Annotated in this window: 12 protein-coding genes; 8 read left to right on the forward strand and 4 right to left on the reverse strand. The window is 56.9% G+C overall.

Going from position 1 to position 13,545, the window contains the following annotated elements; all coding sequences use genetic code 11:
• Positions 1-31 precede the first annotated feature (31 nt).
• From IEN85_RS06265 to IEN85_RS06300, 8 genes are all read left to right on the forward strand, one after another.
• Complete coding sequence (locus tag IEN85_RS06265) at positions 32-1,810, forward strand: sensor histidine kinase (RefSeq protein ID WP_191616229.1); 1,779 nt, start codon at positions 32-34, stop codon at positions 1,808-1,810.
• A gap of 247 nt (positions 1,811-2,057) precedes the next feature.
• Entirely contained in the window at positions 2,058-2,231 is a 174-nt protein-coding gene (locus IEN85_RS24875) for a DUF1328 family protein (RefSeq protein WP_191616230.1), read from the forward strand.
• A 21-nt stretch (positions 2,232-2,252) separates the two neighbouring features.
• The gene (locus IEN85_RS06275; RefSeq protein WP_191616231.1) at positions 2,253-2,780 is read left to right on the forward strand and encodes a hypothetical protein; all 528 of its coding nucleotides are present in this window, start codon (positions 2,253-2,255) and stop codon (positions 2,778-2,780) included.
• Between the two features lie 43 nt (positions 2,781-2,823).
• Positions 2,824-3,555, forward strand: a complete 732-nt coding sequence (locus IEN85_RS06280; RefSeq protein WP_191616232.1) for a hypothetical protein — start codon at positions 2,824-2,826, stop codon at positions 3,553-3,555.
• A 67-nt stretch (positions 3,556-3,622) separates the two neighbouring features.
• On the forward strand, positions 3,623-4,246 hold the full coding sequence (locus IEN85_RS06285) for a mechanosensitive ion channel family protein (RefSeq protein ID WP_191616233.1): 624 nt from the start codon (positions 3,623-3,625) through the stop codon (positions 4,244-4,246).
• Between the two features lie 318 nt (positions 4,247-4,564).
• Entirely contained in the window at positions 4,565-5,923 is a 1,359-nt protein-coding gene (locus IEN85_RS06290; protein ID WP_191616234.1) for a glycosyltransferase, read from the forward strand.
• Between the two features lie 20 nt (positions 5,924-5,943).
• Positions 5,944-8,007, forward strand: a complete 2,064-nt coding sequence (locus IEN85_RS06295) for an HAD-IIB family hydrolase (RefSeq protein ID WP_191616235.1) — start codon at positions 5,944-5,946, stop codon at positions 8,005-8,007.
• The gene (locus tag IEN85_RS06300; RefSeq protein WP_191616236.1) at positions 8,004-8,882 is read left to right on the forward strand and encodes a carbohydrate kinase family protein; all 879 of its coding nucleotides are present in this window, start codon (positions 8,004-8,006) and stop codon (positions 8,880-8,882) included. The genes IEN85_RS06295 and IEN85_RS06300 overlap by 4 nt, the downstream gene beginning before the upstream one ends.
• Here the strand turns inward: IEN85_RS06300 and IEN85_RS06305 are convergent.
• From IEN85_RS06305 to IEN85_RS06320, 4 genes are all read right to left on the reverse strand, one after another.
• Positions 8,879-9,799, reverse strand: coding sequence for an AraC family transcriptional regulator (locus tag IEN85_RS06305; protein ID WP_191616237.1), 921 nt, complete (start codon positions 9,797-9,799; stop codon positions 8,879-8,881). The genes IEN85_RS06300 and IEN85_RS06305 overlap by 4 nt on opposite strands.
• Before the next feature lie 96 nt (positions 9,800-9,895).
• Positions 9,896-10,198: a tetratricopeptide repeat protein gene (locus IEN85_RS06310; protein WP_191616238.1), complete on the reverse strand. Its 303-nt coding sequence runs from the start codon at positions 10,196-10,198 to the stop codon at positions 9,896-9,898.
• A gap of 211 nt (positions 10,199-10,409) precedes the next feature.
• Positions 10,410-12,515: an ATP-dependent DNA helicase gene (locus IEN85_RS06315; RefSeq protein WP_191616239.1), complete on the reverse strand. Its 2,106-nt coding sequence runs from the start codon at positions 12,513-12,515 to the stop codon at positions 10,410-10,412.
• Positions 12,516-12,677: 162 nt separating this feature from the next.
• Positions 12,678-13,478 (reverse strand): hypothetical protein, encoded by an 801-nt coding sequence (locus IEN85_RS06320; protein WP_191616240.1) that lies wholly within the window; start codon positions 13,476-13,478, stop codon positions 12,678-12,680.
• Between the last annotated feature and the right edge of the window lie 67 nt (positions 13,479-13,545).

A 13,545-nucleotide genomic window follows, 5' to 3' on the forward strand; every position in this document is an offset into this window, starting at 1 on the left:
TTGTTCGAAACGCCTCCCAGGGGACCTAACGATGCTTCGTTCGAAACTTTATATCGGGATGTTCCCGGTTGCGGGACTGCTCATTCTCGTTTGCTTGTATTCAGTTTACAATCACGCGAGGTTGAGCGAGGAACTGGATCGCTTGCAGGTCGAGCAGTATGGCTCAATTTCTGAGGTGGAGAGGATCTTGCTGGCGACCTCCCGTTTGGAGCGGGCTATCCTTTTGGAATTGGAAGGGGAGACCGAGATCGCTCGCAATGCCTATCGTCGCAGTATGCCAGCGTTCGAAAGGTGGATGGAGCGGGACAAGCTGGAGAGCGAAAGCGAGTTGACGCCCCTCCTTCGCAACCTGATGTCGATGGGGAAGGCGATATTCGAGGGAAACCGGGCGACCAGCGAGTCCATGTTGCAGCCTCTGGTCGAGCAGATCGAGGATGCGGGCTTTCGCTCTATCTCGAAGAACAATTCGGTCATAAAAAGTCGTAACGAGACTTTGAGGGGAGATTCGCAATCTCACTTCTACGTGGTGGTGACTGCGATCATCGCCAGCGTCTTTCTGATGGGGTTCGTCGCTTTTCAGTTGAGCCAACGGATCTTGAAGCCGATCGACGCTCTCACTGAATATGCGGACCTGATCGGTCACGGCCGTTATGACATGGCTGGCTACACGCCAAGCAGCAAGGACGAGATCTTGCGCTTGGAAAGCGCCTTCGTCGAGATGGCGGGGCGGATCGCAGAGTATCAACGGCAGAGCGATATTCAGGTTGCTCGGACGCGGCGCCGCATGGAGGAGTGCTTCAACAATTTGCCGAATCCGGTCGTTTTCTTGAACAGCAACCGAGACTTGGCCTATCGCAATCCGGCGGCGAACGAGTTGTTGGAAGCGGTCAGCTGGGAGTCGGCCTTGCTGCCGCAGCTGAGCTCCCGCATAGAGAAAGTGTTTGGTACGGGCGAGGAAATCGTAGAGACGGATTTCGACGAAACGATTTCGGTAAAGATCGGAAACGAAACGCGCTTTTTTCTGCCGATTTTCGTGCGCGTAGACAGCGACGCGATCGAGGAAATCGAGTGCGGACTCGTCTTGCAGGATATCACGCGACTTCGTCTCTCCGACGAGTTGAAGAGCGACATGGTGGCGACCGTGAGCCACGAGATCAAGACGCCGGTGACCAGCGCTACCATGGCCTTGCACTTGGTTTTGGAAAAGAGCTTGGGGGAGCTTACGGAAGATCAGGAGGACATGCTGCAAACCGCTACCGACGACTTGGCTCGCCTGCGGCGCATGCTGGACCACTTCTTGGAGATCGCTCGTTTGGAACGCAAGTCGCCCCGCCTTGACGCGGTGGCGGAAACTCCGCTGCGGATCGTCTCTTCCGTTATCGACGCCTTTTCGATGGCTGCCCAAAGCAAGGACATCCAGCTGGTTTCCCACGTGGAGGAGGGCTTGCCGCGAGTCGTCGTCGATTTGAAGGCGATGGAGGTCGGGCTCTCGAACTACCTTTCCAACGCCATCAAGTTCAGTCCCGCTGGGTCACGGGTGGAGGCGTATGCATGTATGATGGGATCTCGGATTCGATTCGGAGTGCGTGACGAAGGGCCGGGCTTGAGCGAGGACGACCTGGAAATCGTATTCGAGAAGTTTTATCGCTCGCGCAGGCACCGTACGATCGACGGCGTCGGCCTGGGGCTTTCCATCGTCAAGGATATCGCTATCGCCCATGAGGGCACGGTAGGATGCTTGCCCTTGGAGCCGCGCGGCTGCGACTTTTTTATCGAGCTAGATCCGGCGGATCCCGAGCAGAGCGAATAACCTGCCCGATCGAGTTCTTGCCTCGGAAACTGGGCTTGCAAAAGGCAATCTCGCGAGCCTTGGCCTCTGCATTCTGCAGGGTTTTTGGCGGTGCGGGGGCCGCCTCGGAGCCTTTCAGGGGCTAAGTAGAGGGGAATAGGGCCAGCCCCCTATGCTGGCGCGGGACCTGCGGCACTATTGCGTACCCTTTATGGAAAGCAGCGGAAGGCTGATTCCTCTGCATTTGAGTTAGTTAGGCGAGTTCAGCATGTTGAGGCATTCTATTGTATTTTTAATATTAGCGATAATCGCAGCCGTGTTTGGCTTCGGCGGAGTGGCGGAGACCGCTGCTCCGGTGGCGCAAGCCCTATGCATGTTTTTCGCGTCCGCTTGGATCGTATCCATCTTGCTTGGACGAGGCGGATCCGACGGGCGCGTTTGAAAGCGGCAACGATACATTTTTATGAAGCGAAGCAAAACGAGGAGCGGTAAGCGTCGCGCTTACCTCGCGGCGGCAGTGGCCTGTTCGCTAGTGCTGTCCGCGTGCAACGAGAACAAGGAAACAGGAGAAGAGGAAATGAAGGTAGCAGATCAGACGAAGCAAAAATTTAAGGAAACTGCCGACGCGGCCCGCGAGACGGCGGAAAAGGCTGTCGAAGCCGGCGAAGCAAGTTGGTCGGAGTTTTCTGAATACTCAGTTGAAAAGAAAGAACAGGCAGTGGACTTCTTGGCGAAGCAGTCAATCGCGTTGGACCAGAAGGTAGTCGAGCTGAGCGAAAAGCTCGAGCATCTGTCCGATGCCAGCAGGAAGGAAGCGGAGGCTTCGCTCGAAGCCCTTAAGGAAAAGCAAGCGGAGTTGAGGTTGCAGATCGAGAAGACGAAGAATGCGACCGCTGAAACGTGGTCCGAAGTTCGCCTGGAGTCTCAGAAAAAGTGGAACGCCTTTACGGAGTCACTGCAGGAGCTAAAGATGAAGATTACCTCCTCCTGAGGAGTGGATCGGAGAGGAAGAGGGGGAACGCATGTTGTATAGCATGGATTACCTGAGGGGCTTGCCTCTTCTCTGTAGCGGGGAGGAGTGCGGTACTTGCGAAGATCTTTACTTCGAGGACGGGCATTGGAAGCTGCGGCATCTGGTAGCGGTGGACGGAGGCTTCGTATTCAAGAAACGGAGTCTCGTCTCGCCGGAAAGCATCGACCGGGTGGAGCTGGCGAACAACCCAGAGGCGATTACTCTAACCATTTCCAAGCAAGCCTTGGAGTCTGCTCCCGCGTTCGAGGATGAAGTGCCATTTTCGAGAGCTGTGGAGCTGGCCGCCTTGAACCACTATCAACTCGCTCCGTATTGGTTGTCAGGGCCGATCGATGGGGCCCTGGGAATGGATCCTGCCTATCCAGCGGATGATCCCTTGGTTCACGAGAAAATCCCGCATGAGGTGGAGCCGAACCTGCGATCGTTGAAGGAATTGCTGGGGTACCAAGTCAGGAATGGCGAAAACGTGCTTGGACAGGCGAGGGACTTGATCTTGGACGTGAGCGACTACTCCGTAGCCTACCTCGCGGTGGATACGAAGCCCTCGGAGCGAGGCGGCGTACGGCTGATTTCCACCAGGCAAAAGGACGTGGCCCTCACGGTAGACTTTGCGACGAAAAGCTTTTGTACCCAGTGCAGCTCCTACCATCTCATGGAGAGCCCCAGCGCGGATTTGAGCGAAGGGCGACTAACCTTGGGCGACCAGCAGAAGATCGACCTGTCTTCCTACTGAAAGGGACGAGAGGAGACTATAACCAACCACCGAACAGAGCGCAGCTCTTTAATGGCTGCTTTCAAGTATGAGTTATTGGACAGAATTTGAATGGGGACGTTTCTTGGGGGATGCGCTCGCCTCGATCTTGATTATCGTGGGAGCCTTGGCCTTTTGGCTGGTCGTTTCCCGGTCCTTCAGGGCTTTGGAATCTAAGTCGAGGGTTTCGCAAACCCTGTTGCTTCCCTTGAAGCTGATCGCGCGGTACGCCGTGGTCTTGATCGCGCTGCTGCTTTGCTTGACGGCGTACGGCATCCCGATCGGCAGCTTCTGGACGCTTGTATCCACGACGATAGGACTGGTCGCGATCGGCTTCGTCGCGGTCTGGAGCGTTCTGAGCAACATCTCGGCCACCTTCTTGATCCTGCTGGTCCAGCCCTTCAAGATGGGCGACTACGTGGCAATCGTGGGCGAGGAAGTGATGGGCCGCGTCGTCGACATAAACTTCCTCTTCACCACGGTACGCAAAGGGAGCGGGGACACCTACAAGGTTCCCAACAACCAGTTTTTCCAGAAGTGCCTGTTGAGGCCGGCCGATGCGGCGAAGCTTGAAGGCGAGGAAAAGAGCGAGGAGAAAGCAACCGAACCGGAGCACGCCCAAGCGAATCTTGAAGGAATTGACGAGAGGAAGAGCGCGACTTCTCCTGCCTAGGCGGGGCGTTCTAGAGCCTAGCCGACCTCGCGGAGCTGCGGGCTTGCGAAGGCATGAGACCTATCTGGGATGCCCTGCTTTTTGGGGCGTCCTTTTTCGTTTCCGATAGCGCTGAAATGATTGGGCCGAGCTTTTTGCCGGAGGCCAGCTCAATAGGGCGCGAGCGCTGTTGGCATGGTATTAGCAAAAGGTGGGGCAGCGGAGGTTGTTATGGGGCAAAACGTCCCGTGCAAGGAACGCTGTAATGCAAAGTGCAATATTTGGTATTGTAAGCTGCCCGAAGCGATTCGGGGAGAATGCTAACTAGAAAGAAGGAAGATGAAAGTAACGCCAGAGTCGTTTGTAGAGAAATTTGAACTTGAGAAGCAGGCTGCGAACGCTGACAAGCGCATCGCGATGGTCTCAACCCACGGTTACGTGGCTGCCGAGCCGCCGCTCGGAATGCCGGACACGGGAGGGCAAGTGGTGTTTGTTATCGAGCTCTCTCGCAAGCTTGCGCAGCTCGGCTACCAGGTCGACATTTGGACGCGCCAGTTCGAAGGGCAGGTCGCGGAGGAGAAGGTCGACGAAGGGGTTCGCATCTTGCGGGTTCCTTGTGGTGGCGACGATTTCATCGCGAAAGAGTTTCTGCATAAGTGGATCCCGGAGTGGTCCCGCAATGCCCTGGCGAAGATCAGCGCGGAGGGCTTGTCCTACGAGTTTATCAACTCGCACTACTGGGACGCGGGCCTAGCCGGCGAGATCCTTTCGGAGCACCTCGCCTGTCCTCACGTGCACACGCCGCACTCGGTCGGTACTTGGAAGCGACAAAAGATGGAAACCGACTTTCCCGAAGACAAAGACGGTTTCGACGAGGTCTACAATTTCTCGACCCGTATTGAGAACGAACAAAAAATATACGACGAGTGTTCGATCGTTGTCGCCACTTCTCCAATACAGATGGACATGTTCTTTGAAGACTACGGTCTCGCGAAGGACAGGGTCGTCATGATTCCGCCAGGTTATGACGACACGCGATTCTACCCAGTTAGCGATGCCACTCGGGAGTCGCTGCGCGAGAAGTTCGGCTTTGAAGGACGTGTCATTACGAGTATAGGTCGCTTGAGCCGAAACAAGGGTTTCGACTTGCTGGTGGACGCTTTTGCTGTCGTCGCCAAGCGCTTTGACGACGTGCGTCTGTTCATGCCCTTGGGGTCCGAATCCGAAAGCCAAGCGGAGGACCCAATGTTGAGCGATATCGTCAAGCAGATCCATAAGCTAGGATTGGAGGATCGGGTAACGATCACGCAGTCTTTGGATGACGAGCTGATGCCTGACTTTTACCGCGCGAGCGACTTGTTCTGTTTGCCGAGCCGCTACGAACCGTTTGGCATGACGGCTGTGGAGGCGATGGCGAGCGGCGCTCCAACCGTCGTGACAACCAACGGCGGCCTGTATCGAACTTTGGAATACGGTAAAGACGCGCTCTACGCGGACTCGTTCGATGCTCTGGATTACGGTATTACCATGTGCAAAATTCTCGAGCATCCTAAGATTAGCGAACGCCTCTCCGAGAATGGATCGCACAAGGCGAGAAGCCTGTTCACTTGGTCAGGGATTGCTCAGCAGCTGATCGCTGCGGTCGAAGGGTTTCATGGTAATCCCAGCAGCCCGGGAAAGTTGATGCCCGTCGCCTAGAATCCTCTTCACCAGAAAACATGGTAAAGTTATTTTCCACGGATATTGATGGGACTTTGATTGGCAAGCCGGACGCCCTAGAGCGGTTCAACGCTTCTTGGGTGGCTTGCCCTGAAAGCCGTAGACCTCTACTGTGCTACAACACGGGCCGCCTGCTCGACGACATGCTCGAACTGATCGAGAACGGGGACCTGATGGAGCCGGATTACCTCATTTGCGGCGTAGGGACTTTGATCTACGACTACCGCAAGCAAGAGAAGATAAAGGACTTCACGGAAATCTTGGAGGAGGGATGGAACCGGGACACGGCAGCAGCTGCGGTAGGCAGCTTTTCCGAAGTGAGTGTCCAGCCGAAGCATTTTCAGGGTCCGTACAAGAGCAGTTGGTTCTTGCGTGACGCTTCTGAGGATAGGCTCCACGAGATCGAAGAAGCCCTCGAAAAGTCAGGTCTAGACGTAAATATAATCTATTCCTCCAACCGAGATCTCGATGTCGTCCCGAAGTACGCGAACAAGGGCAATGCCCTGACGTGGCTGATAAAACGGCTCAATATCAAGCCGAGCGAGGTCGTGGTGGCTGGGGACACGGGCAACGACAGTGCCATGTTCCGAAAGAAGTCGATTCGCGGTATCGTGGTAGGCAACGCCCAACCGGAGTTGCACGAACGGACCGTGGGATTGGATGTCTACCGAGCTGACGGTGTCTGCGCGGATGGTGTATTGGAAGGTTTGATACACTTTGGAGCAATCGACTCCGTATGCGAACCGCAGCAAGATACCTGCGACTTGCCGCGAGACCCTTCCTTGCACAAGGACACCTTGCGATTGATCAGCGAGGAAAAAGTTGCGGATATCAGCGACGCGGATCGCGAGTATCTTAAACTCGCCTACAAGAAGGCAGTGGAAGGCTTGCGTCGCAACATTACCCCCATGGGCTTTTCGGCGTGTTCGCTGGAAGACAACGTCACGGAGGGCACGGACGAAAACTATCGCAGCGTGTGGGGGCGAGACGGATCGATTACCGTAATCGGCTCGTTAAAGATCGGCGACGCGGAGATGAGGGAGTGCCAGCGCAACACGCTCAAGACGCTGCTCGATCACCTTTCTTTGACGGGGCAGGTTCCTAGCAACGTATCCATAGATACAGGAGACCCGGACTATTCCGGAGTAGGTGGGATCTGCTCCATCGACAGCGGAATATGGCTGATCATCGCGGTATTCGAATTTGTTCGCGCCACGGGCGACCTCGATTTCTTGCGGGACAATGCCAAGAACCTGCAACGGGCGATGGACTGGCTCAGCGCCCAGGACTCGAACAACGACGGTCTGATCGAAGTGCCAGAGGCCGGAGACTGGACGGACCTTTTCGGGCGTAGCTACAATCCGCTTTATGACGAGGTGCTCTGGTATCGGGCGAATATCTGTTACGGTCGGTTGATGGAGATGCTCGGGAAGTGGGCAATGGCGGGGGACTACCTCCGCTGGGCCAGCCACATCAAGCGTACGATCCTCAAGAAGTTTTGGCCGAGCACCAATGGTCACAAGGATGGAGAATACAGCTTCGCGGACCAGCAGCTTACCATGGGGGACACCCACTACCTGCTGGCTCAGACCACGCCCTTTTCATTCGATTGGCGCTGTGACGTCTATGCTAACGTGATGGCGTTCCTTTTCGACGTGTTGAGCACCGACCAAGCGCAAAAGGCGTTTCGGTTTATGTGGGGAGTAGGCGTCAACGATCCGTACCCGGTGCGAAACCTCTATCCGGTGGTTCAGGCTGGCGATCCTGACTGGAAGCCCTATTACACGGTTAACTTGCTGAATTTGCCGAACCACTACCACAACGGCGGTATTTGGCCTTTTGTAGGGGCAATGTGGGTACAGTTTATCCACAAGCTCGGTTTCCGGGATCTCGCTGTTGCCGAGCTGCTCAAGCTTGCCAAGGCAAATGAAGCGGGGATAGCCGATGCATGGGAGTTCAATGAGTGGTCGCACGGGGAAACAGGACGACCGATGGGCAAGACCTACCAGGCTTGGTCCTGCTCGGAGTTCGTCAAAGTCTGCCAAATGCTGAAAATTGTATGACGGAATCAAATACGAAGAAAGTCGTGGCTTTTGGCGAGGTCCTTTGGGATTGCTTGCCTAGCGGACTGTTTTTAGGAGGCGCGCCGTTAAACGTCGCTTATCACGCTTCTCGCTTAGGAGCTACGAGTTACCTCGCCAGCGCGGTCGGAAAGGATTTCTTAGGGGACGAAGTGGTGCGACGCTTCGAAGCCTCTGGAGTGCAGACCGATCTTTTGAAGCGTCACCCTCGCTGGCCGACCGGGGCGTCGGTAGCGAGCTTGGATAAGTCTGGGGACGCCACCTACGAGATACTTGAGAAGGTAGCGTGGGATGAGATCGCCTTGGAGGAGGAGGACAGTCCAATCCTCGCGAGCGCGGACGCCTTCGTTTTCGGAAGCCTAGCCGCTCGTACGGAGTCGAACCGTTCCTTGCTGCTGGGCTTGTTGGAGCGAACGGAGGCTCTCAAGGTTTGCGACGTCAACCTACGGGCGCCGCACGACGACTTGGACTTGGCCCTCTCGCTCCTGAAGCGCTCAGACGTCATCAAAGTCAACGACGAGGAGCTGAGGCGCTTGGTCGGCGGCGATGAAGGAGAGTTTTTGGATTGCATCAAGGCATTGAACCAGAAGACGGGCGTGGACTTGATTTGCGTCACCTTGGGAAGCAAGGGCGCGATGCTCTGGCGCAGAGGACGCTTCTTCTCCTTGCCTCCCGATGACATTTCAGTGGCTGACACCATAGGAGCCGGGGATGCGTTCACGGCTGCCTTGACCATGGGCTTGCTGGAAAAGCGCGGCTTGGAGGAGTGCTTGGTTAGGGCCCTGAAGCTCAGTTCGTTCGTCGCCTCCAAAAGGGGGGCGCAGCCGCTCTACAAGCCTCGGAAACTGTTTAGTTAGGCTACGGAATCCGTCGCTCCGGTGGGTGACGAGATTGGAACGAAAATTTCAAGTACGCTGGTCTCGCTTACGGGTGAAAAGCGGTGGTCGAAGCGATTGAAGTCGGGACCTTCCCGCTCTTCGTATCCAGAATTTGGAAACCATTTTCCGTAAATGTAAGCGATCGTTTCGCCGAGTGTATCCACTGGCCCGTGGTGCTCGAACTTGGCGAAGAGGCCGCCGGTGGATTGCCAGCGCGTCATTCCGGCGGGGATAGGGAAGCTGGGGTCTGTTTCCGCGGCTGCAAGGTAGATCGCTTCGTCGGGGTGACGGCGCTCGAGGCCGAGGGCTTCAGGGGTGTTGGACAGTCCATAGTACACGCCGTCCGTTTGGGGCGGAAGCTGGGGCGCTCGCTCGAAGAACTTTTTCCAGAGCTCGGGAATCACTCGCATGTTGTTAGCTTCATCCGAGGTGGCTGAGAGGTAGCGAGCCTGTAAGCCGTTGAAGCGGGAATCGGGGCGTTGGACGATTTCTGGGAGCAGGTTCATGTTCTTGTAGCGTTGCTTGAGGCTTGCTTGAGTCAGACGCTCTCGGTGGCGTGGGTAGAGGATGCTTCCGCGTCCTTCTCTCCACTCGCTTGGCGTGACGGAAAGTTCGCTTTTGAAGGAGCGTGTAAATGCTTCGTGCGACTCGAATTGGTAGTCCAGGGCGAGCTCCAGGAGGGTTCCTTCATAGTCGACCAGTCGCATGGCAGCTTGGGCGATGCGGCGTCGCCTGATGTATCGGCCAACGGGTTCGCCTACCATCGCGGTGAAGGTGCGTTGAAAGTGCCAGTAAGACATGCCGGCTTCTTTGGCCAACTGTTCGACGGATATAGGCTCCGTAGTGAGCGATTCGATACGATCGAGCGTTCCTTGGATTGCGACTAAGTGATGCATGTCGAGGCGATCTTAGCGCAATGCTCCCTAGGGCCGCTTGATTGTTTGTGCTTTTTTGCGGCCGAGGGAAGGAGGGGATCGCGACCAAGGTCGCTCCTACAGGGTTTCGAGGAGCTTGCGGATTTCCGCCTCAGGAGCTTCGTGGTGTTGTTCCACGGCGAGGTGGAGCGCTCGCTCGAGCGTGGGTTTGGCGTCTGCAGGACGAGAGAGGGCGAGCAGGGATTTTCCCTTGAGGATCTCGGCCATCATCCAGTCTTCCTTTTTCTGGATGCAGAAGTCGAGCTGCTCGATTGCCTCTTCGTGGCGTTCTTCCTCGATAAGGGCCTGGGCGAGGGAGAAGCGGAACAGTTCGTTGTTCGGATTTTTGGATACGAGGTTTTGAAAGCGTTCGGTTTTCATGATTGAAGGTTTTGGTTTTTACCACGTAGGGCACGGAGAAAGGGAGAAGATCCTGCACCGCTTTGTGTTAACCACTGATGGACACTGATTCACACCGATGGTTGTGGAATAGAAAGGATTCACTTGATGGATCATCAGTGTCTATCGGTGTTATCAGTGGTTCAAATTCTCTTCTCTGTTTCTCCTTCGTCTCCAGGTGTAGCGGGTGGTTTTAAGATCTGGTGGGCGGTTCGCTGCCGGGGTTGCGGCGGCCGGGCAGTTCCTGGTGGATCTCGTGGAAGCGGGCATCGCGGTCGTTGCGGTTGATACGGATGAATTTCGGCTTGGGCAGGCTTTGCAGGAATTGGCGGCCGTAGCTTTTTTGCAGGATGCGGGAGTCTAGGATGGTGATGATCCCCTTGTCATTGCGGGTGCGGATGAGGCGTCCTACGCCTTGGCGGAACTTTACCAAGGCCTCGGGGAGGTTGAGTTCGGCGAAGGGGTTGCCGCCTCGTTCCTTGATGTGTTCGGATTTCGCTTCGGCTATGGGATGGGTGGGAACGTCGAACGGAAGGCGGGTGATGATTACTTGTTCGAGCGAAGGCCCGGGTACGTCGACACCTGTCCAGAAGCTGTCGGTACCGAAGAGAACGCCGTTTCCTGCTTCCAGGAATGCTGCGGTCATCTCGCTGCGTCCCATGCCTTGTCCTTGGGCGAAGAAGGGGCGTCCGGAGTCGAGGAACTCGGTCTGAAGCGCGTCGGAGACTTTGCGCAGGTCCGAGTAGCTGGTGAAGAGCACGAGAGTGCCTCCTGAAACTTTGGATACGCAATAACGGATGTAGTCTATGAGAATCTCGATGGACAGCCGCTGGTCTTGGGGCGATGGAGCGGGGACGTCGGTGGCGATGTAGATGCGGGTGTTATTCTCGTAGTCGAAGGGAGAGTCGACCATTTCAGCGGTCTCGCTTTCGGCGCCAATTTTCAGCTGAAAGGGGCGCATGTCGCGAGCGATGGATAGGGTGGCGCTGGTGAGGGTGACGGAGGTTTCCTTGTTGAAGAGCTCTTCGCGCAAGTAAGGGGCGATGTCGATGGGAGCAGTGCGCAAGGTGCAAATGTTGCCCGTGCGGCCGCTCTTTTCGATCCAATGCACGTGGTCGTCCTCCGCGAGGTCGATGAAGCGTCGGATTCCCGTATAATAACTGTGGATACGGCTGCGCTGGTCCTTGATCTCGTCGTGCATGGGGCCGTCTTCGATTTTGGATAGGATGCCGTCCATGGTTTGCACGCAGGCGCGGAGCGGGCCGACGAGGGTGGGTTCGCACCAACCGAGCTCGGAGATGCGGACGAGCTTATGCTTGGCGAGGTGAGTGGCGATGAGGTAGCCGAAGAATTCCTGGCAGGCCTCTTGGGCGTCGATGATGCACTGTAGCTGCTTCGGGTGGGCGAATTTCCTGACGATGCCGGACTTGCGCTTGGGGTTGAAGAGCATCTTGAGCTGGCGGTCGACGCCATAGCTTGAGATGCGGGCTCCGAAGTGTTCGGTGGCGACTTCTGCAGTGGTGTGGGCTTCGTCGATGACGAGAAAGTCGTCGGGAAGCAGGATCCCTTTGGCTCCGGGGGCGAGGCCGCCCGCGTTGAGGAGGGCGAAGAGCAGGGAGTGGTTGACGATGACGACCTGGGCTTTGCGGATTTCGGCCCGCGCCCGCTGGTAGTGGCAAGAGTTGTGGTCGCAGTTCTTGCGGTTGCAGGCGGAGCCTTCGGCGTTGACCTGTTCCCAGACGTCGAAGTTGGGCAGCGGGTTCAGCTCCTGGCGGAGGCCGGTCTTGGTGTATTCCGCCCAAGCTGCGATGCGGCTGAGCTCTTCCATTTCCTCGGTGGGGAAAAGTTCGGTCTTGTTGCGAATCGCGTTGGCGAGTCGGGTCGGGCAGAGGTAGTTGCCTTTGCCCACAAGCACGGCCGATTTGAAGGCGGCGTACTTTTCGAGCTGCGGGATGGATTGGAAGAGGGTGCGGCAAATTTCGAGGTCCTTGCGCTGCAGTTGCTCTTGCAGGGAAATGGTATGGGACGAGACGACGCAGGGGCGCTGGCTTTCGGTGGCTTGGATGATGCCGGGAACGAGGTAGGCGAGGGATTTGCCCACGCCGGTGCCGGCCTCGAAGATGAGCGGCTCGTCGAGCTCCATCCCGGCAGCTACCGCTCGAGCCATCTGTTCCTGCTGCGGTCGGTGTTCGAGCTTGAGCTCTCGCTGGAGGTACCCGCCTTCGTCGAAAATGCGGCCAACGATCTCCGGCAGGAAAATCGAGGATTCGGCGCTTTCGCGGTCGTTGGGGGATATCATAGGCGGCAGTTCGGAAAAGTGCCGCTAGTTGTCTCGGGAGGGAGGTGAGGGGTCGAGCAAAATTGACTTAGCTAGGGCAGGCGGAGCGATTTAGGCAAGTGACCCTCGCGAATACAGGATACAGTTTTAAATCGGGCGCTTGGGCGGGAGAGCCTCGCTATTCTACTGGCTGCTCTGGCTCTGGGCTGTGGCCACTCTGAGCAGGAGTGGGGTGGGCATGTCCGTTTTCTGGATGATGGCGACTTGTCGGTCGGAGTCCGTTTGGATGTCGACGGGGAAAGGCGTCCAGCTCGCCGGGTCCAGTGGATTGTCGCTACGCTGCAGTTGGTAGCTTTGTCCGGCCTTGGTGGTCCAAGTCACGGTGAAGTGCTCGGGGGCGGTCGCTATCGATACGCTGGGAATCTCCGGGGGAATGGCTGGGGTTGATTTGACGGTGATCGTCACTTCGAAGGCCTCTGCCGTTTCGCCCCCTGCGTTGCGCTCTTTCCATGGTTTCAGGAAAAAGGTGTAAATGCCGACCTGGGTTGGGGTTCCGAAGACCTGCCCGAACTGAGCGTTGAATACGCCGTTGCTGGAAAGGGGCTCTCCCAGGGTGCCGGAGATCGTCAGTCCGGGCGGCACGTTGCCGGAGACGCTCCAGGACTGGGCTTCCGCCATGGTGTTGGAAACGCCGAATACGAGGGTGACGCTCTCGCCTGTCTCGAACGCGAACGGGGGATCTGGAGAGGTGGAGTAGACGGCGGTGGTCGCTCCGGACAGAGCATGGTAGCTGCTGAGGCTTGCTGCGGTCAGGCCGAGCTTTTGAAGGATGCGAGTGGCGGGCTCGACGGTGGTGAACAGGCTGCTCGCGGACCTTACGATAGCGGGAGACTTTTGCAAGAGGGCCAGTAGGCTTGCTATCGCCAGCTGGGCACGCGGAGCGGCGAGCGTGGCGATGACGCCAAGAGGGGTGGGGTAGCTCATGGGGTAAATGTTCCTTTCCAAAGGAAGGTACGTGCCAAAGCCTGATCAGGATGCGATTTTGGTGACG

Origin of the sequence: Pelagicoccus enzymogenes (genome assembly GCF_014803405.1) — a bacterium.
GTDB classification, from domain to species: Bacteria; Verrucomicrobiota; Verrucomicrobiia; order Opitutales; family Opitutaceae; genus Pelagicoccus; species Pelagicoccus enzymogenes.

What these genes read in the sequence shown, in the direction of transcription:
- IEN85_RS06320 (WP_191616240.1), bottom strand. Translation starts at nt 13,478, where the DNA reads ATGAGCTACCCCACCCCTCTTGGCGTCATCGCCACGCTCGCCGCTCCG.
- IEN85_RS06305 (WP_191616237.1), bottom strand. Translation starts at nt 9,799, where the DNA reads ATGCATCACTTAGTCGCAATCCAAGGAACGCTCGATCGTATCGAATCG.
- IEN85_RS06290 (WP_191616234.1), top strand. Translation starts at nt 4,565, where the DNA reads ATGAAAGTAACGCCAGAGTCGTTTGTAGAGAAATTTGAACTTGAGAAG.
- IEN85_RS06300 (WP_191616236.1), top strand. Translation starts at nt 8,004, where the DNA reads ATGACGGAATCAAATACGAAGAAAGTCGTGGCTTTTGGCGAGGTCCTT.
- IEN85_RS06275 (WP_191616231.1), top strand. Translation starts at nt 2,253, where the DNA reads ATGAAGCGAAGCAAAACGAGGAGCGGTAAGCGTCGCGCTTACCTCGCG.
- IEN85_RS06295 (WP_191616235.1), top strand. Translation starts at nt 5,944, where the DNA reads ATGGTAAAGTTATTTTCCACGGATATTGATGGGACTTTGATTGGCAAG.
- IEN85_RS06280 (WP_191616232.1), top strand. Translation starts at nt 2,824, where the DNA reads ATGGATTACCTGAGGGGCTTGCCTCTTCTCTGTAGCGGGGAGGAGTGC.
- IEN85_RS06265 (WP_191616229.1), top strand. Translation starts at nt 32, where the DNA reads ATGCTTCGTTCGAAACTTTATATCGGGATGTTCCCGGTTGCGGGACTG.
- IEN85_RS06285 (WP_191616233.1), top strand. Translation starts at nt 3,623, where the DNA reads ATGAGTTATTGGACAGAATTTGAATGGGGACGTTTCTTGGGGGATGCG.
- IEN85_RS24875 (WP_191616230.1), top strand. Translation starts at nt 2,058, where the DNA reads ATGTTGAGGCATTCTATTGTATTTTTAATATTAGCGATAATCGCAGCC.
- IEN85_RS06310 (WP_191616238.1), bottom strand. Translation starts at nt 10,198, where the DNA reads ATGAAAACCGAACGCTTTCAAAACCTCGTATCCAAAAATCCGAACAAC.
- IEN85_RS06315 (WP_191616239.1), bottom strand. Translation starts at nt 12,515, where the DNA reads ATGATATCCCCCAACGACCGCGAAAGCGCCGAATCCTCGATTTTCCTG.